Here is a 19,105-nt window from a genome sequence, read left to right on the forward strand (position 1 = left end):
GCGCCATCGCGAATTTGGTGCTGAAAGAAACGCCTCGACCGTTTACCTCCTTACCGGGATTGCCCTGCACGCATAGCCCTTCATATGGACAAACGCGCCCCGCTATGAAACAGCAGGCGCCAACAGGAGTATGCCGAAATGACCACCATTACCCGTTTTGCCCCCTCGCCCACTGGCTATATCCACGTCGGCAATCTGCGCACCGCGCTGATGAACTATCTGATTGCGCGCAAGACGGGCGGCACGTTCATTCTGCGCCTCGACGATACCGATCAGGAACGCTCGAAGCAGGAATATATCGACGCGCTGAAATCGGATCTGGAATGGTTGGGCATCGAGTGGGATCGCGAGGAACGCCAGTCGCTGCGCCTTGATCGCTATCGCGAGGTCGCCGAGGAATTGAAGGCGGCGGGCAAGCTGTATGAGTGCTTTGAGAGCCCGACCGAGTTGGATCTCAAACGCAAAAAACAACTCAACATGGGCAAGCCGCCGGTTTATGACCGCGCCTCGATGCACATGTCTGAGGCCGAGAAAGAGGCCGCGCGCGCCGCTGGCAAAGATGGTTACTGGCGCTTTAAACTGGAACTCGAACGGATCGAGTGGACCGATGGCATTTTGGGCGATCTGTCGATTGATGCGGCGTCGGTGTCCGATCCGGTGCTGATCAAGGCCTCGGGTCAGGTGCTTTATACCTTTGCCTCGCCCGTGGATGACGCGGATATGAACATCACCCATATCGTGCGCGGGGGCGATCACGTCACCAACACCGCGACGCAAATTCAAATCATCAAGGCCATCGGCGGCAAGGTTCCCGCCTTTGCGCACCACTCGCTGCTGACCGGCCCGCAGGGCGAAGAGCTGTCCAAACGTCTCGGCGCGCTCTCAATCCGCGATCTGCGCGCCAAGGGTATCGCCCCCGAGGCGTTGCTAAGCATGATGGCGCGGCTTGGATCAAGCCAGCCGATCGAGCTGAAAATGAGCATGGATGAATTGGCCGAGGGCTTTGATCTCAGCCAGTTCGGCTCGGCCCCCACCAAATTCGACGCCGAAGACCTGATCCCGCTGACGCGCACGCGCAACCAGCACCTGCCCTTCTCGGCGGTACAGGACCGTATCGCTGCCCTTGGTATTCCTGCCGAGCAAGCCGAGCAGTTCTGGGCCGTGGCCTCGCAAAATATCGACACGCTCAGCGATCTCGATCACTGGGCCGATCTGTGCCTGAACGGCGCCGAGCCGGTGATTGACCCCGAGGACACCGATTTCATCGCGCAGGCCATGACGCTGCTGCCCGCCGCGCCCTATACAGACACGACGTGGAAAGACTGGACCAACGCCGTCAAGGACGCGACGGGGCGCAAGGGCAAGGGCCTGTTCATGCCGCTGCGCAAAGCGGTGACGGGACAAGCCCACGGCCCCGACATGGGCAGCCTGATGCCGCTTTTGCACAAGGTGCGCGCGCGGGGCTGAGCGCGCGCCCCGTTGATACCGTAGCCCGAAACGGTCGCTTTCCTACCTTGAGGTCCATCAAGGCGGCATTATCTCGAACTTGGTAGAATCATTCTCTATTGAGGGAGAGAAGCAATGATCACGTTGGAAGATGTCGAAGACATGTCTGCGCTAAGTCGTGCAGAAATTGATGCGCTGTCTGAGCATGAACACCTCAGCGCGTATGACGCGACGCTGTTGGGCGAATACATGATGCACGTCCATCATGGGCCGCAAAAAGTAAACGAGATGATTTGCGATGATATCCGCGCCGCTTTGCATGCTGACAACGTGCCACAAGCGCACGAATTATTTGCCGTCTTGCGCGCCTTCTTGGCCGAGCATCCAGAAGCTGCCCGTGGTGCAAGTTGAGAGTAGGCACCTCGCTCATTTAGATCGAAAATTCCGCAACGTCGCGCAATACCGCCCAACCTTTCACCGCCTGCTCACACGGGTCAGGGCTTTCGCATACCTGCGTGATTGAGCGACATATAATTCCCAAATCTATCGTGATATAAAATGCTGCAACAGCGAGGGAATCATTTGGCGCATATCATCACGATCGCTCAACAAAAGGGCGGAGCGGGGAAAACCACGCTCGCGGTCAATCTCGCCATCGCATTTGCGAAACAAAATCAACGCGTGGCGATTCTTGATACCGATCCGCAAGGCTCGCTTGGTCGCTGGTTCATGACGCGACGCGAATTGCTGGGCGATCCCGGTGTGGAATTTGCCACCTCCTCGGCTTGGGGTGTTGGATACGAGTGCAGTAAACTTAGCGCAAACAATGACATAGTAATCATTGACACGCCGCCCAAGGTGGATAGCGATTTGAAACCCGCCCTGCGCGAGGCGGATCTGGTGCTGGTGCCGGTGGGGTCTTCTCTGGTCGATCTTTGGGCGACGGATGGCGTCGTTGATCTGGCGGAGCGGGTCGGCAAACCCTGTGTTATCGTCCTCAACCGCGTGAAATCGGGCACCCGTTTGGCCGAGGAAGTCGCGGCGGCCGCCGCCGCAATTTCCTCCGAGGTTGCCACGGTCACTCTTGGTCACCGCGTCGTCTATGCACAGACCCTTGGCCAAGGGCTCGGCGCGCTTGAGGCCGGAAAATCCGCCGCCACGGCCGAGGTGAACGCCCTTGTCGCCGAAATTTCGGCGCTGCTGGACGCGACAGACTAAACGGCGCTTAGGATTCCGGTTCGCGCGGCTCTGGACGGGCGCGCCCATGGCCGGTATCGCGCCAGCGATTGACCATCGGATAGCGCCGATCCAGCCAGAACCCTTTGCGCGAAATGCGCGGCCCCGGCGCTGACTGAAAGCGTTTCCATTCCGCGATATACAGCAGGTGTTCGACCTTTTTGATCGTATCGTGATCGTAACCGCGCGCGACCAGATCGACGACCGAGGCGTCATCCTCGACCAACCCCTCCAATATGCCATCCAGCACCGGATAGGGCGGCAAGCTGTCATCGTCGCGCTGATCGGGGCGCAGCTCGGCTGACGGCGGCTTGTCGATGATATTGGGCGGGATCACCTCGCCCGGCGCGCCTTTCATCCAGTCGCGATGATTGGCATTGCGCCAGCGGCAGGTTTCGAACACGCGGGTCTTATAGAGATCCTTGATCGGGTTATACCCGCCGTTCATATCGCCATAGATCGTCGCATAGCCCACCGCCATTTCCGACTTGTTGCCAGTGGTCAGCAACATCTCGCCAAACTTGTTCGAAATCGCCATCAGCATCACACCGCGCAGGCGCGACTGGATGTTTTCCTCGGTCACATCAGGCTTGGTGCCCGCCATCAAATGCGCCAGCGCTTCGTTCACCGCATCGCGCGCCCCGTCGATCTTGACCGTATCAAGACGCATGTTCTGCCGCGTAGTCAAATCAGCGGCATCCGTAAGCGAGCTGGCAGAAGTATATTCCGAGGGCAGCATCACGCAATGCACGTTTTGTGGCCCCAGCGCATCGGCGGCAATCGTAGCCACCAGCGCGGAATCAATCCCGCCTGACAGGCCCAGCACCACCTTGGAAAACCCCGATTTGCCAAGGTAATCCGCCGTGCCCATCACCATCGCGCGGTAATCCTGCTCCCACTCGGAGGGCTGCACATCATCGCGCCCCGCCACGCAGGCCCAGCCATCAGGCCCGCGTTCGAAATCGACGTGATCGACAATTTCATCGAAAGGCGCGAATTGCGCCGCCAGCGCGCCGTGACGGTTGAGCACAAAGCTCGCCCCGTCAAAGACCTGATCGTCCTGCCCGCCCACGGCGTTGAGATAGACCAGTGGCAAACCAGTCTCGGTCACGCGCGCAACCATGTGGTTCATCCGCGTATCCAGTTTACGCCGATAATAGGGCGAGCCATTGGGTACGATCAAAATCTCGGCCCCCGTCTCGGCCAGCGTCTCGGCCACATCGGGGTGCCATGCATCTTCGCAAATCGGCGAGCCGATGCGCACCCCATTGATCGCGTAGGGCCCTGAAATCGGGCCGATATCGAACAGACGATACTCGTCAAAAATCCCTTTATGGGGCAGCTCATGCTTAAGCATCCGCGCCACCAGCTTGCCGTCTTTCCAGACCCAATAGGCGTTGTAATGCCCATTCTCGTCCCAGAACGGCCCGCCAATGCCCAGCGCGGGACCATCAGTGATACGTGCCCCCAATGCCTCCATCGCGGCTGTGGCATCGCGCACGAACGCGCGCTTGGCGATCAGGTCCTGCGTTTGATAACCCGTCAGGAACATCTCGGGCAGCACGACCATATCAGCCCCCGCAGCGCGCCCCTCCTCCCAGGCGGCGTAGGCGGCCTCGGCATTGGCATGCAGCGCCCCCACGGTCGGGTTCAATTGGGCAAGGGTCAGGCGGAAACGGTCGGCCATGGGAAGTCCTCGGGTTCTTTATCAGCCCTTCGTTTAACAGAAAGCAGCGGGCAGAAAAGGGCGCGCGGGCAAAACCACACGCCGCGCACACGGGGCACTACCACAGATGCTTGTCACCCTGCGCCCTGCCGCATACTCTAAAGGTTAACAGCGACGGGGCGAATCCCGTTCAAATCCGGGCAGAGCATATCGAGGGCAGGCATGGCAGGGGCGCGGCTTCGCATCATGACATCGGCGGCAGTGATCGCCACAGTGCTGGGGGCGCATGGCGCGCTCGCACAAGAGGTCATCACCAAGCAATATGACGATGGCGGGCTCTATGAGGGCACGTTCACCGATGGCAAGCAGGACGGCTACGGCACCTATAAACTCCCCTCGGGCTATGAATATGAGGGCCAGTGGGTCATGGGCGAGATCCGCGGCCAAGGGCGTGCACGCTTTCCCAACGGCTCGGTCTATGAGGGCCAGTTCGCGCGCGGCAAGCCCGATGGTCAGGGCAAAATCACGTTCGCTGATGGCGGCACCTATGAGGGCGATTGGGTCGGCGGTGAGATCACCGGCACTGGCGTTGCGCATTACGCCAATGGCTCGATCTACAAAGGCCAGTTCCGCAACGCGATGCATGACGGCAAAGGCACGCTCGAATCCGCCAATGGCTATCGCTATGAGGGCGACTGGGTGGCGGGTATCAAAGAGGGCACAGGGCTGATCACCTATCCCGATGGCTCCACTTATGAAGGCCAGATGAAGGACGGGCAGCGCGCCGGCGAAGGCACGCTGAAAATGGCGAACGGGCTTATCTATGAGGGCCAGTGGAAAGACGGCCAGATGAACGGCATGGGTAAGCTGACCCAGTCCAACGGCGATGTCTATGAAGGCCAGATGGTCAATGGCAAACGCCACGGTCGCGGCCGCGTCACCTATGCCAATGGTGATGTCTACGAGGGCGACTTCCTCCTAGATAAACGCCACGGCACCGGCACATTCAAAGGCACGGATGGTTACCTTTACGAGGGCGACTGGAGCGAGGGTCGCATTGAGGGCACCGGCAAGGTCACCTATCCCGACGGCTCTGTTTACGAGGGTCAGTTCAAAGGCGATCTGCCCGATGGTGAAGGCAAAATCACCTATCCCGATGGCTCGAGCTATCAAGGCGGTTGGGTCGCGGGCGTCATCGAGGGAGCTGGCATCGCGCGCTACGCCAACGGGCTGGTCTATGAGGGCCAGTTCAAGGATGCGCGCAACCACGGCACCGGCAAGATGACCTACCCCGACGGCTATTCCTACGAAGGCGACTGGGCCGATGGCCAACGTCAGGGCACAGGCATCGCGCGCTACGCCGATGGCACAGTCTACGAGGGTCATTTGAACGCCGGTCAGCGCGATGGTGAAGGCAAACTCACCATGCCCGACGGGTTCGCTTACGAGGGCCAGTGGCGCAATGGTGCAATCGCCGGTGAGGGCCGTGCCACCTATGCCAATGGCGACATGTATGAGGGCCATTTCAGCAATGGCAAGCGCGAGGGGCAAGGTACGATGACCTATGCCTCGGGCAAGGTTGCAGCAGGCAAATGGAAAGAGGGCGCATTTAGCGAGGCGGTTTCGCCGGGCACGGAGACGCCGGACGGTACCCAGACCGAGGCGCCCCCAGCCGAGGCCACGCCCGACGTTGTCGCCCCTTCGACGCCGGAGCCTGCCGTGCCGCAAGAGGCGGGGCCGAACGGTAATTAAGCTGCGGCAACCCGCTGCGTTATTGAAAAGGTCGGATGCCTCCGGCGCGAGTACTTATGGCTAGATGAAAGGCGTTTGCGCTCCGCGTCATCGCCGCGCGGCTATGGTTGCGGCTCACCATGGAATTTCCTTTCCAGCATAGTCAAAAAAGCCGCCAGTTTGCGCGGGTTCCAAGGCGATCAGCACGTCGATTAACTGGCGCGCGGATTGCGCAGGGGACAGCTTGTCGCGCGGATAATTGGCGGTAAAGGGCGTATCGACCGTGCCCGGATGCAGGCAGGCGACAACTAGGTGCGGGTGGCTACGCGCGAGTTCGATTGCCGCGCCGTGCAGCAACTGGTTGAGCCCAGATTTCGCGGCGCGGTAGCTATACCAGCCCCCCAGACGGTTATCGCCGATTGAGCCCACCCGCGCCGAAAGTGCCCCAAATTGCGCGGGCCGGTCGCGCGGCAAAAGGGCGCGCGCATGTTTAAGCACCAACGCAGGGCCGATCGCGTTCACCGCGAATTGGGCCGCCATCTCGGCGGCGCTAAGCTGGTTAAGCGATTTCTCGGGGCGACCCAGTTGACCGGTGGCCACGAAGATCAGATCGAACGGGCCGCTGAGTGACCCAAGCCCCGTACGAATGCTGGCCTCATCGCCTACGTCAAATCCATCGCGCGATCGTGACAGCCCCGTCACGCGATAGCCGCGCGCATTCAACTCGGCGCTGATCGCCGCGCCGATCCCGCCGCTATCGCCGATCACGAGTGCTTGCTTTATCATCGCAGTCCCTGCTCCTTCGGTTCACCATCTCGACTTCCCGTCTACGCTGCTCGCCAAGGCGCGGTTCTTTTTTCCTTTTCATTCCGAAAACAGCACCTATAGTCGCCCCCATGACACGGGACCAACATATCCAATCCAACGCAGCCGGGGCGCAAGCCTGTGGCGCGCTGACCCGTGGTCTCCTTCTACTTAGCAGCCTCTGAGCGTGCCTTACCCGGGCGCGACCGCTCAGGGGTAGACAGCGCCCGGACCGCCCCCGACTGCCACCGCGCAACGCTGGCCTTCGGGGCAAACTGACGCTAAGACCGCTAGGAAAGAGACAACAGATGGCACCGACCATGACCGACAAATCCAAAGTCCTGATTTTTGACACCACCCTGCGCGATGGCGAGCAATCGCCGGGCGCCACGATGACGCATGATGAAAAGCTCGAGATCGCAGCACTGCTTGACGAGATGGGCGTGGACATCATCGAAGCGGGGTTCCCGATTGCATCGATTGGTGATTTCGAGGCCGTCAGCGAGATTGCCAAACGCTCGAAAAATTCGGTGATCTGCGGGCTGGCGCGCGCTAAAATGCCCGATATCGACCGCGCTTGGGAGGCTGTTCAACACGCCGCGAAGCCGCGCATCCACACGTTTATCGGCACCTCGCCGCTGCATCGTGCAATCCCGAACCTGAGCATGGATGAAATGGCGCAGGTGATCCATGACACCGTCAGCCACGCACGCAATCTGTGCGACGATGTGCAATGGTCGCCAATGGATGCCACCCGCACCGAGCATGATTATCTGTGCCGCGTGGTCGAAATCGCGATCAAGGCGGGGGCCACCACGATCAACATCCCCGACACCGTGGGATACACCGCGCCGCGCGAATCTGCGGCGCTGATCAAGATGCTGATCGACAAAGTGCCGGGCGCGGATGAGATCATCTTTGCCACGCATTGTCACAACGACCTCGGCATGGCGACGGCGAACTCGCTGGCCGCAGTCGAGGCTGGTGCGCGTCAGATCGAGTGCACCATCAATGGCTTGGGCGAACGTGCGGGCAATACCGCACTCGAAGAAGTCGTGATGGCAATGAAAGTGCGTCATGACATCATGCCCTACGAGACCGGCATCGACACCACCAAGATCATGAACCTCTCGCGCCGTGTCGCGCAGGTCTCGGGCTTTGCGGTGCAATTCAACAAGGCCATCGTGGGCAAAAACGCGTTTCTGCACGAAAGCGGTATCCATCAGGACGGCGTGCTGAAAAACGTCGAGACCTTTGAAATCATGAAACCCGCCGATATCGGGCTGAATGAGGCCAATATCGCGATGGGTAAGCACTCTGGGCGCGCGGCGCTGCGGGCCAAACTTAACGATCTGGGCTACGAACTGGGCGATAACCAGCTCAAGGATGTCTTTGTGCGCTTCAAGGCGCTGGCCGATCGCAAGAAGGAAATCTACGACGACGACCTGATCGCTCTGATGACGGATAGCGCCGCCAATACCGACAGCGATTATCTGCAGGTGAAATGGCTGCGTGTGATCTGCGGCAGCGATGGTCAGGAAGCCGAGCTGACGATGCTGGTGGATGGCCAGGAGAAGTCGTGCAAAAGCGAGGGCGATGGCCCCGTCGATGCCGTGTTCAAATGCGTGAAGGAGATCTACCCGACGCAGGCCAAGCTGAAGCTGTATCAGGTTCACGCCGTGACCGAGGGCACCGATGCGCAAGCGACCGTATCGGTGCGGATGGAAGAAGACGGTCGCATAGTGACCGGCTCGGCGTCAGATACCGACACCATTCTGGCCAGCGTCAAAGCCTATGTCGGCGCGCTCAATCGGTTGCGCGTGCGCAGCCAGAAAACCGCGCCGGATGCCGATGTAAAATCGGTCAGCTACAAGCTTTGAGTTTGGGGTGAGTCGAATCTGAAGGGGCAGCCCCAGCGGCTGCCCTTTCGCATGACGCGCAAACCCGTCAAAACATATGAAAATAGCACGTTTTCGTGACGCATCGCATAATGAACATTTTCCCCGTCTCATATACGGCTCTCACGGCCTAGAAAGTTGAAAAAGGTCAAGTGCTTGGTTTCCCTTGCGCGGATTGCCGCGAGTAGGGTGACGGGCGCGCGCAAATCCGCTTCCACGTCATGCAGGCTTTGACTATACCGACGCGAGCCACGGCTGGGACGAGTCGGGGGCATTTTAAGTTTTTGACGACGGGACAGGCGAAAAATGGTAGGCGGGCTCTTTTCCTCGGACATGGCGATTGACCTCGGCACGGCGAACACGCTGGTCTATATCAAAGGCAAGGGGATCGTGTTGAACGAACCCTCGGTTGTTGCCTATCACGTCAAAGATGGCAAAAAGCAGGTGCTTGCCGTGGGTGAAGACGCCAAGCTGATGCTGGGGCGCACGCCCGGCTCCATCGAGGCGATCCGCCCGATGCGCGACGGTGTTATCGCCGATTTCGACTCTGCCGAAGAGATGATCAAACATTTCATCCGCAAGGTGCATAAACGCTCGACTTTCTCGAAACCGAAAATCATCGTGTGTGTCCCTCATGGCGCGACCCCGGTCGAAAAACGCGCGATCCGTCAGTCGGTTCTTAGCGCTGGCGCACGCCGCGCGGGCCTGATTGCCGAACCGATTGCCGCCGCGATTGGCGCGGGTATGCCGATCACCGATCCCACTGGCTCGATGGTGGTGGATATCGGCGGCGGCACGACCGAAGTCGCGGTCCTCAGCCTTGGCGATATTGTTTACGCGCGCTCGGTGCGGGTGGGCGGCGACCGCATGGATGAGGCGATCATCAGCTATCTGCGGCGCAACCAGAACCTGTTGGTGGGCGAATCCACCGCCGAGCGGATCAAGACCACGATCGGCACGGCGCGGATGCCCGACGACGGGCGCGGCATGAGCCTGCATGTGCGCGGGCGCGATCTGCTGAATGGGGTGCCGAAAGAGACCGAAATCACCCAAGCCCAAGTGGCCGAGGCGCTGAGCGAGCCGGTGCAGCAAATCTGCGACGCGGTGATGCAAGCGCTTGAAACCACCCCGCCCGATCTGGCCGCCGATATCGTGGATCGCGGTGTGATGCTGACAGGCGGCGGTGCGCTGCTGGGCGAGTTGGATCTGGCGCTGCGCGAGCAGACGGGCCTGTCGATCTCGATCGCGGATCAGTCGCTTAACTGTGTTGCTTTGGGCACCGGCAAGGCGCTTGAATATGAAAAGCAGCTTCGCCACGTCATTGATTACGATAGCTAATCCGGGCTTGCCCCGGTCAGCCGCGCTAACCGGAGACGGAATTGGCCAGAAACCGCGATAACGAGGATTATCTTGGCCCGCTGCGCCGCGTGGGCGTGGCGCTTCTGGCGTTGTTTTTGCTGGTCTTCTTCATACTCTGGCGCGCCGACAGCCCCCGGATGGAGCGCGTGCGCTCGGCTTTAGTGGACCGGTTTGTGCCCAGCTTTGACTGGATGATGGCGCCCGTGGGCAAGCTGACCGATATGGTCGAGGGGTTCCAATCCTACGCCCGTATCTATGAGCAAAATCAGGAATTGCGCCGCGAATTGCAGCAGATGAAAAGCTGGAAAGAGGCCGCGGTTCAACTGGAGCAGCAAAACGCGAAATTGCTGGCGCAAAACAACGTGCGGCTTGATCCGAAGCTGACTTCGGTTTCGGGGCGCGTGTTGGCCGATAGCGGCTCGCCGTTTCGTAAATCGGTGCTGTTGAACGTGGGGCAGCGCGACGGGATCGTCGATGGCTGGGCGACGATGGACGGGTTGGGTCTGGTCGGACGGATATCGGGCGTGGGCAAATCCACTAGCCGGGTGTTACTGCTCACCGACGCCTCAAGCCGCATTCCGATCACGATCCCCGCCTCGGGGCAAAACGCGATTCTTGCGGGCGACAATTCGCCCTATCCGGTGATTGATTTCCTTGAACACCCAGAACGGGTGCGCCCCGGCGACCGCGTGATTTCCTCGGGCGATGGCGGGGTGTTTCCGGCCGGTCTGCTGGTGGGGCAAATCTTTCAGGGGCGCGACAAACGGATGCGGGTGCGCCTTGCAGCCGATTATGAGCGGCTCGATTTCCTGCGTGTGCTGCGCTCGCACCCCGCAGAGCGGATCGACGCGGCAGGCGGCTTGATCGCGCCCGATCCGGCGCTGATCGAACGCGAGGCAGCGCAAAAAGCGCGCGATGAGGCTAGCGAGGGCACATTGCAACCCGAAGACGGCAACGCGACCGGGGGCGATGACAACGGGACGGCAAGCCAATGATCGACCCGCTCACCAGCCGCCGCATTCGCTACCGCGCGCTTTATGTTGCGATTGCGCTGGTTCTGATCTTGGTGCGCATGCTGCCTGTCGATCACACGCCCGGCGGTCTGCCCGGACCCGATCTGACGCTGGCGATCACTCTGGCCTGGCTGCTGCGCCGCCCCGAATATGTGCCCGCTCTCCTAATCGTGGCCGTGTTTTTACTGGAAGACATGCTATTCTGGCGACCAATCGGGCTTTGGGCGCTGATCGTTTTGGGAGCGACCGAGTTCCTGCGCGCGCGTGAGCAATCTTTGCGCGATCTGCCTTTCGCGCTGGAATGGGCGCTTGTCGCGGTGATTTTGGTCGTGATGATGGTAATCAAACGGGTGGTGCTGGTAGTGGTTCTGCTCGATCAACCCTCGCTGGGACTAGAGCTGTTCCAGATGCTGATGACGCTGGCGGCCTATCCGTTTGTGGTGCTGGTGTCGCGGGTCGGGTTCGGGTTGCGTCGGGCGGCACCGGGTGAAGTCGACGCCTTCGGGCACAGATTGTAAGGAAAGGGGCACGCGATGAGACGATCCCCGAAAGAGACGCAGGAAAGCACCCGCCGCATCACGCGTCGCGGGCTGATGCTGGGTGGCGCACAGCTGGCCGTGGTTGCCGTGCTGGCCGCGCGGATGCGAAAAATGCAGCTCGAAGACGCCAGCCAATACCGCCTGCTGGCCGAGGGTAACTCGGTCAAGATCCGGCTGATCCCGCCGGCGCGCGGGTTGATTTATGATCGCAACGGCGTGTTGCTGGCGGGAAACGAGCAGAACTACCGCGTCACGATTACGCGCGAGGATAGCGATGATGTGGACGCCACGCTGGCCGAGCTGCGCCGCCTTGTGCCCATCACCGATAGCGATGCCGCCGATATCCTCCACGACATCCGCCGCCGCCCGCCGACCACGCCCGTTACGGTCGCGGATCGTCTGACATGGGACGAGTTTTCGCGCGTCGCCGTCAACAGCCCCTCCCTGCCCGGCGTGAACCCCGATGTTGGCCTGTCGCGGCTTTACCCGCGCCGTGATGATTTCTCACATGTCATCGGCTATGTCGGACCGGTTTCGGATTACGACCTGAGCAAAATGGATGATCCCGACCCGCTGCTGATGATCCCGAAATTCCAGCTTGGCAAAACCGGCATTGAATCCAAGGAAGAAAGCGTTCTGCGCGGTGAGGCGGGGCAACGCCGGATTGAGGTGAACTCGGCCGGGCGAGAAATGCGTGAACTCTCGCGTGAGCCGGGCAAGCCGGGGGAAAACCTGCAACTGACCGTGGATTACCGGCTGCAAAACTACGCGCTCAAGCGGCTGGAAAATGAATCCGCCGCGACCGTTGTGATCGACGTGACCAATGGCGATGTGCTGGCCTGTGCCTCGGCGCCCTCGTTTGACCCCAATATGTTCGTGCGCGGCATTTCGGTCGCGCAATATCAAACGCTGACGCAGGATGATCACCGCCCGCTGGCCGATAAGACGGTGCAGGGGCTGTATCCTCCGGGCTCGACCTACAAAATGGTCACCGCGCTGGCAGCACTTGAGGCCGGGCTGGTCACGCCCAACGAAACCGTCTGGTGCCCCGGCTATGTCGAAATCGCGGGGCGGCGTTTTCACTGCTGGAAACGCGCAGGCCACGGCCATGTCGATATGACTAAAAGCATGGAGCAAAGTTGCGACGTTTATTATTATGAAATGTCGCAACGCGTCGGCATCGACAAGATGAGCAATATGGCCGAGCGATTGGGCATCGGCGTGCGCCCTGACCTTCCGATGTCAGCCGTCAAAGAGGGCGTCGCCCCTACCAAAGCGTGGAAGAAGGAACGCTACGGCAAGGATTGGTTGATTGGCGACACCGCCAACGCGGCGATTGGTCAGGGCTATGTGCTCGCCTCGCCGATGCATCTGGCTATCATGACCGCGCGCATCGCGAGCGGCAAAAAGGTTGAACCGCGCCTGATCCGCACCCGCGACGGGATCGAGCAACCGGTGCGCGTTACCGACGATCTCGGCATCCCTAAGGCCTATCTCGACGATGTGCGCAAGGGCATGACAGCGGTGGTGAACTCGTCACGCGGCACCGGGCGGGGCTCGCGCATCGCGATGGCGGAATGGAAGATGGCGGGCAAATCGGGCACCAGCCAGGTGCGCAACATCTCCAAGGCCGAGCGCGCGCGCGGCGTCATCCGCAATGACCAACTGCCATGGGATCGGCGCGACCACGCGCTGTTCGTGGCCTTCGCCCCGATCGACAATCCGCGCTACGCGGTGTCGGTGGTGGTTGAACATGGCTCTGGCGGCTCGACCGCTGCCGCGCCTATCGCGCGCGACGTGTTGCTGTTTGCCTTGGCCGGAGGTCTGCCCCCGGATGAGGCCTATCCCTCAAGCTCGCGCGCCAAAGCCAAGGCGCTGAACACGTCGCTGGATCTGGTCGATCCGGAAACCGTGCAAAAACCACAGGCGAAATCGCGCGCATGAGCTATCTCGAATCCAATCTCAAGACCGTGCCCACGGGCTGGCGCAAGCTGTTCTACATGAACTGGCCGCTGGTGTTTTTGCTGACCGCCGTCGCCTCGGCCGGGTTCTTGATGCTGTATTCCGTCGCGGGCGGCAATATTCACACATGGGCCGAACCGCAAATGAAGCGTTTCGCCGTTGGCATGGTGGCGATGTTCGCCGTCGCCTTCGTGCCAATCTGGTTCTGGCGCAACGTCTCGGCGCTGGCCTATATCATCGCGCTTTTGCTGCTGGTGGCCGTGGAATTGTTCGGCGCCATCGGCATGGGCGCGCAGCGCTGGCTGGAAATCGGCCCCGTGCGTATTCAGCCCTCAGAGCTGATGAAAATCACCTTGGTGATGCTGCTGGCGGCCTATTATGACTGGCTGCCGGTCGAAAAAGTATCGCGTCCGCAATGGGTTGCGGTGCCGGCGCTGATTATCTTGGTGCCCACGTTTTTGGTGCTCGCGCAGCCCGATCTGGGCACGGCAGTGATGCTGGTGTTGGGCGGGGCGCTCGTGATGTTCGCAGCCGGGGTGTCATTTTGGTATTTCGGCACGGTGATCGCGCTGGTGATGGCGCTGATCTTTGGCGTGATGGAAAGCCGGGGCACCGATTGGCAGTTGCTGCATGACTATCAATACAAACGCGTCGACACGTTCCTTGACCCCGGCAGCGACCCGCTTGGCGCGGGCTATAACATCATGCAGGCGCAGATCGCGCTGGGATCAGGGGGCTGGTCAGGGCGTGGATTTATGCAGGGCACACAATCGCGGCTGAACTTCCTGCCCGAGAAACACACCGATTTCATCTTCACCACTTTGGCCGAGGAATTCGGCTTTGTCGGCGCGTTCTCTTTGCTGGTGCTTTACGCCGGGATCATTGGCTTTGCGCTTTATACCGCGATGATGACGAAAGACCGCTTTGCCTCCTTGCTAAGTTTTGGGGTGGCGGGGACGTTCTTTTTCTTCTTCGCGATCAATATGGCGATGGTGATGGGGCTGATGCCGGTGGTCGGCGTGCCGCTACCATTAGTCAGTTACGGGGGTACCGCAATGATGATCCTGCTCGCAGCCTTCGGGCTGGTGCAAAGCGCGCATATTCATCGACCGAGGCAGGGATGATCCGGGTTCTTTTTGCCGATAAGGCCGAAAATTGGCCGCGTTACGAGGCCGCGCTGAATGCAGCTTTCGCGCAGGCGGGGTTGAACGCCGAGGTCTTTCAGCCCGGCGAGGCCGCGCCCGACAGCATCGACTACATCGTCTATTCCCCGCAAGGTCCGGTGCAGGATTTCACGCCCTTCACCCGCGCCAAGGCAGTGCTCAACCTGTGGGCGGGGGTCGAGCGTGTGGTGGGCAATGCGACCCTGACCCAGCCGCTGTGCCGGATGGTCGATGCCGGGCTGGAACGCGGCATGGTCGAATATGCCACCGGCCATGTGCTGCGCTATCATCTGGGTCTGGATGCAACGCTTGCCCAGCAGGACGGGATCTGGCGCCATGACGGAGGTGTCCCGCCACTGGCGCGCAATCGCAGCGTCGTTGTGCTGGGGCTGGGAGCGCTCGGGGCAGCCTGTGCGCACGCGCTTGTCGCGCTTGGGTTTGACGTAACCGGCTGGAGCCGCACGCAAAAGGAGATCACAGGCGTCGCGTGTCTCAGCGGGCCAGACGGGCTAAATCAGGCGTTGAGCCGCGCGGAAATTCTTGTTTCGATTTTGCCGGATACGCCGGAAACAACTGACCTGCTGAACGCGCAAACGCTGGCGCTGATGCCCAAGGGGGCGGCGATCATCAACCCCGGACGGGGCACGCTGATTGATGATGACGCCCTATTGGCAGCACTGAATACGGGGCAGATCGGCCATGCAACGCTGGATGTGTTCCGCATCGAACCCCTGCCCCCCGAACATCCCTATTGGGCCCATCCGCGCGTTACCGTCACGCCCCATATCGCAGCTGAAAGCCGCGCGGAAACCGCCTCTGAGGTGGTCGCAGAAAACATCCGGCGCGGTGAGGCGGGTGAGCCGTTTTTGTATCTCGTTGACCGCGCGCGTGGGTATTGAGCGGCTGGGGGTTTCACACCCCCAGACCCCCGTGGAGTATTTCGCGCTAGATGAAACTCAAAGCTTCGGTGCATCGAACCCAAGTTGATGGGAAAGCGCGTCAAAACCGTTTTGCTGGCCCGACCAGTCTGCCGCACGCGCGGCGAACAGCGTCGCCTGAGATTGATGAATCAGCGCATCGGACAGGATTTTTAGGTGGTTGGCACGCAGCGTTTCGCCTGACGAGGTGATGTCGGCGATGGCCTCGGCGGTGAGATTGGCGATTGTGCCTTCGGTCGCGCCTTGACTATCGACCAATTGCCAATCGGCGACGCCCTGTTGAGTCAGGAATTCGCGTACCAGACGGTGATATTTGGTTGCGATCCGCAAGCGAAACCCGTGTCCGGCGCGAAACTGATGCGCTGCGGCATCAAGGTCTTCGAGGCAATCGACATCGGCCCAGCAATCGGGCACAGCGATGATCAAATCAGCATAGCCAAACCCCATCGGGGCAAGGCTGGCGACCTGACTTTCCCAATCGGCCAGCTTTTCTTGCACAAGGTCCGATCCGGTCACGCCCAGATGAATGCGCCCCGCCGCCAATTCGCGCGGGATTTCGCCCGCCGACAAAAGCACAAGGCTGACGCCCTCCGCGCCCTCGACCGCGCCTGCGTATTCGCGTTCCGACCCGCTGCGTTTCAGCGTGATGCCGCGCGCGCCGAACCACTCGAACGTCTTTTCCATGAGCCGCCCCTTGGAGGGCACGCCGAGTTTGATCGTGCTCATATCTGCGCCTCCAGATCGGCCAAAAGCCCCGCGCGGATCACGCCGCCGACTGCCGGAATTTCGCGGCCCTGCCCCAGATGTCGGGTCAGCGCATCATAGCGCCCGCCCGTGGCCACCGGGGGCAGCGCGGGATCGGCAGCCGTAAAGGTAAAGACGAACCCGTCGTAATATTCCATCGTGGAGCGGCCATGACTGGCGTCAAATTGCAGCGCAGACAGGTCGATGCCACGGGTGGCGAGCGCATTGAGGCGGTGCTCAAGCCGGATGATGGCAGGGTCGAGGCTTGCGATATTCAACGCCCGCAACTGCGCAGGTGCATCGCTTGCAGGGCAACGCAGCGCGGCCAGCGCGTTAAGTGCCTTCACTGAAGTGATCGGCAGCGGCGGGGCGGCGGCATCGGCCTGCAGTGCGGCAATGCGGGCTGCCATTTCGCTGGCTTGGCGCAGGCCGATCCAAGGTGCGTCCGACCGGGCACCGTTAAGCAGGTCAACGCGTGACTTTGGCACCGCAATTTGACCACTATAGCGCGCCAGCAGATGCTGGAACCGCTTGGGTCGCCAGATGTGACGCGCCAGCGCCGCTTTGCGTGCGGGCAGCGTATCAAGCCCGTCCACCGCCGCGCGCAACAGCCCCATATCGCCAATCGTCGCGGACAGGTTTACATTGGCCAAAAGACCGGCGAACAGCGCGAAAACCTCGGCATCGGCGGCTTGCGGATCGGCGCGGTCGAAGATCTCGAACCCCGCCTGAAAGTATTCGTTGCTACGCGCCGGACCACGATGATCCTGACGGCGAAACACCTCACCGGCATAGGCGTAGCGTGCGGGGTCCGCGCCATTGGTCATGTGCGCCTGCACGACTGGCAGGGTGAAATCGGGGCGCAGCATCATCTCGCCACGCAAAGGGTCGGCAGTGACATAGGCGCGCGCGCGAATGTCCTCGCCGTAAAGGTCCAAAAGTGCCTCGGCAGGTTGCAGGATGTCGGGAGTGACCTCTTGCGCGCCTGCGGACAGAAATGCCTGCAGCAGCCGCGCCGCCATCGCCCTTGATTGCGCCTTATCGGCCATGACTTAGCCCTCGTAGCGCGCAAGGATCTCTTGCACTTTTTTAACCATTTCGCCCAATGGAACCTCGAATTGAGCCGGTTGGGATTTCCATTCTTCAACTGTTGCGTCTTGCGCGATCTTGGCACCAAGGATCAGGTCCTTGACCTGAACCACGCCGCGCTCTGCCTCGTCACCGCCCTGGATGATCGCCACCGGGCTTTGGCGTTTATCGGCATATTTCAGCTGATTTCCGAAGTTTTTCGGATTGCCCAAATAGACCTCGGCGCGGATGCCAGCCGCGCGCAGTTGCGCCGCCATTGCCATGTAATCGCCCATCCGGTCGCGATCCATCACGGTCACCACGACGGGGCCTTGCGCCACGCCGCCCAAGCGACCCTTGGTACGCAATGCCGCCAACAACCGATCTACCCCGATAGAGACGCCGGTTGCAGGCACGGCCTGGCCGGTGAAACGCTTGACCAGATCGTCATAGCGCCCGCCGCCCGCGACCGACCCAAAGCTGCGCTTGCGCCCCTTTTCGTCGAGGATTTCAAAGGTCAATTCGGCCTCAAACACCGGGCCGGTGTAATAGCCCAAGCCGCGCACGACGGAGGGGTCGATCACGATGCGGTCAGGGCCGTAGCCTTGCGCGTCGAGCAATTGGGCGATCTGTTCGAGTTCGGCCACGCCTTCTTCGCCCAGCTTCGACCCGACCACCAAATCCCGCAGCCGCGCGCAGGTCGCAGTGTTATCGGCGCGCTTGGCCTCCATAAAGCCCATCACCGTGTCGGCCTGCGCATCGCTTAGCCCCGCGCCCTTCGTAAAATCGCCCGACTCGTCCATGCGGCCCGGACCGATCAGCGCGCGCACGCCCTCCTCGCCGAACTTGTCGAACTTGTCGATGGCGCGTAGGACGATGCCGCGCTCGGCCTCGAATTTGGTGGGATCGGAGGGGTCGAGCACGCCCGCGACCTCCATTACACCGTTCAAAACCTTGCGGTTGTTCACCCGCACCACATAATCGCCGCGCTCGATGCCCACGGCTTCCAGCGCATCGGCCAACATGGCGCAAATTTCGGCATCCGCCGCCACCGAAGGCGCGCCAACCGTATCAGCATCGCATTGATAAAACTGACGAAAACGGCCCGGACCGGGTTTCTCGTTGCGCCAGACCGGGCCCATCGTGTAGCGCCGATAAGGACTGGGCAGATCGTTGCGATATTGCGCGGCCACGCGGGCGAGCGGCGCGGTCATGTCATAGCGCAGCGCCAACCATTTGCCGTCATCGTCCTCTTGCCAGGCGAACACACCCTCGTTCGGGCGGTCCACATCGGGGAGGAATTTCCCAAGCGCCTCGACCGTCTCGATCGCCGAAGTTTCCAGCGCCTCGAACCCGTGCGCACGATAAACCCGCGCAATCGCGTCGAGCATCTCTGCCCGCTCAGTCACCTCGGCGCCGAAATAGTCGCGAAAGCCTTTCGGGGCTTCTGCGCGCGGGCGGGACTGTTTTTTCTCTTTGGCCATTGGCTTGCACCTGATCTGATCTCGCGCGAGGGTGTAGCCCAAGGGGCAGGCCCC

At 61.0% G+C, this 19,105-nt stretch carries 16 protein-coding genes; 11 read left to right on the top strand and 5 right to left on the bottom strand.

Translation table 11 applies throughout. The features are described from left to right. Window positions 1-138 precede the first annotated feature (138 nt). The 3 genes from gltX to parA all read left to right on the top strand — a co-directional run bounded on the left by gltX (window position 139) and on the right by parA (window position 2,664). The gene (gene gltX, locus ACN0SD_RS13035) at window positions 139-1,467 is read left to right on the top strand and encodes a glutamate--tRNA ligase (protein ID WP_417808670.1); all 1,329 of its coding nucleotides are present in this window, start codon (window positions 139-141) and stop codon (window positions 1,465-1,467) included. A 114-nt stretch (window positions 1,468-1,581) separates the two neighbouring features. After that, on the top strand, window positions 1,582-1,857 hold the full coding sequence (locus tag ACN0SD_RS13040; RefSeq protein WP_417808671.1) for a hypothetical protein: 276 nt from the start codon (window positions 1,582-1,584) through the stop codon (window positions 1,855-1,857). A 171-nt stretch (window positions 1,858-2,028) separates the two neighbouring features. Then, window positions 2,029-2,664: a ParA family partition ATPase gene (gene parA / locus ACN0SD_RS13045; RefSeq protein ID WP_417808672.1), complete on the top strand. Its 636-nt coding sequence runs from the start codon at window positions 2,029-2,031 to the stop codon at window positions 2,662-2,664. Window positions 2,665-2,671: 7 nt separating this feature from the next. On the opposite strand, the gene ACN0SD_RS13050 is transcribed toward parA, so the two are convergent. Continuing rightward, a complete protein-coding gene (locus tag ACN0SD_RS13050) occupies window positions 2,672-4,369 on the bottom strand; it encodes an NAD+ synthase (protein WP_417808673.1) in 1,698 nt (565 codons plus the stop codon). Window positions 4,370-4,594: 225 nt separating this feature from the next. Between ACN0SD_RS13050 and ACN0SD_RS13055 the strand changes: the two genes are divergently transcribed. Then, complete coding sequence (locus tag ACN0SD_RS13055; RefSeq protein WP_417808674.1) at window positions 4,595-6,100, top strand: MORN repeat-containing protein; 1,506 nt, start codon at window positions 4,595-4,597, stop codon at window positions 6,098-6,100. Window positions 6,101-6,214: 114 nt separating this feature from the next. Here ACN0SD_RS13055 and ACN0SD_RS13060 read toward each other — a convergent pair whose 3' ends face one another. Beyond that, window positions 6,215-6,862, bottom strand: coding sequence for an SDR family NAD(P)-dependent oxidoreductase (locus ACN0SD_RS13060; RefSeq protein ID WP_417808746.1), 648 nt, complete (start codon window positions 6,860-6,862; stop codon window positions 6,215-6,217). Between the two features lie 341 nt (window positions 6,863-7,203). Here ACN0SD_RS13060 and ACN0SD_RS13065 point away from each other — a divergent pair, with 341 nt between their 5' ends. From ACN0SD_RS13065 to ACN0SD_RS13095, 7 genes are all read left to right on the top strand, one after another. Further along, a complete protein-coding gene (locus tag ACN0SD_RS13065; protein WP_417808747.1) occupies window positions 7,204-8,763 on the top strand; it encodes a 2-isopropylmalate synthase in 1,560 nt (519 codons plus the stop codon). Window positions 8,764-9,087: 324 nt separating this feature from the next. Further along, window positions 9,088-10,119, top strand: coding sequence for a rod shape-determining protein (locus tag ACN0SD_RS13070; protein ID WP_038129458.1), 1,032 nt, complete (start codon window positions 9,088-9,090; stop codon window positions 10,117-10,119). A gap of 41 nt (window positions 10,120-10,160) precedes the next feature. Beyond that, a complete protein-coding gene (mreC, locus tag ACN0SD_RS13075; protein WP_417808675.1) occupies window positions 10,161-11,135 on the top strand; it encodes a rod shape-determining protein MreC in 975 nt (324 codons plus the stop codon). Further along, window positions 11,132-11,671 carry a rod shape-determining protein MreD gene (locus tag ACN0SD_RS13080; protein WP_417808676.1) on the top strand — a complete coding sequence of 180 codons (540 nt, stop codon included), beginning with the start codon at window positions 11,132-11,134 and terminating at the stop codon, window positions 11,669-11,671. The genes mreC and ACN0SD_RS13080 overlap by 4 nt, the downstream gene beginning before the upstream one ends. A gap of 15 nt (window positions 11,672-11,686) precedes the next feature. Next, entirely contained in the window at window positions 11,687-13,636 is a 1,950-nt protein-coding gene (gene mrdA, locus ACN0SD_RS13085; RefSeq protein ID WP_417808677.1) for a penicillin-binding protein 2, read from the top strand. After that, a complete protein-coding gene (gene rodA / locus ACN0SD_RS13090; protein ID WP_417808678.1) occupies window positions 13,633-14,778 on the top strand; it encodes a rod shape-determining protein RodA in 1,146 nt (381 codons plus the stop codon). Before mrdA ends, rodA begins: the two co-directional genes overlap by 4 nt. Continuing rightward, window positions 14,775-15,716 carry a 2-hydroxyacid dehydrogenase gene (locus ACN0SD_RS13095; protein WP_417808679.1) on the top strand — a complete coding sequence of 314 codons (942 nt, stop codon included), beginning with the start codon at window positions 14,775-14,777 and terminating at the stop codon, window positions 15,714-15,716. Before rodA ends, ACN0SD_RS13095 begins: the two co-directional genes overlap by 4 nt. Window positions 15,717-15,773: 57 nt before the next feature. Here ACN0SD_RS13095 and hisG read toward each other — a convergent pair whose 3' ends face one another. From hisG to hisS, 3 genes are read right to left on the bottom strand one after another with little or no spacing between them, the layout of a single operon-like run. After that, entirely contained in the window at window positions 15,774-16,481 is a 708-nt protein-coding gene (gene hisG, locus ACN0SD_RS13100; protein ID WP_417808680.1) for an ATP phosphoribosyltransferase, read from the bottom strand. After that, on the bottom strand, window positions 16,478-17,548 hold the full coding sequence (locus ACN0SD_RS13105) for an ATP phosphoribosyltransferase regulatory subunit (RefSeq protein WP_417808681.1): 1,071 nt from the start codon (window positions 17,546-17,548) through the stop codon (window positions 16,478-16,480). Before ACN0SD_RS13105 ends, hisG begins: the two co-directional genes overlap by 4 nt. Window positions 17,549-17,551: 3 nt before the next feature. After that, entirely contained in the window at window positions 17,552-19,051 is a 1,500-nt protein-coding gene (hisS, locus tag ACN0SD_RS13110; RefSeq protein WP_417808682.1) for a histidine--tRNA ligase, read from the bottom strand. Window positions 19,052-19,105 lie beyond the last annotated feature (54 nt).

Source organism: Thioclava sp. (assembly GCF_048263065.1).
Taxonomy (GTDB): Bacteria; Pseudomonadota; Alphaproteobacteria; order Rhodobacterales; family Rhodobacteraceae; genus Thioclava.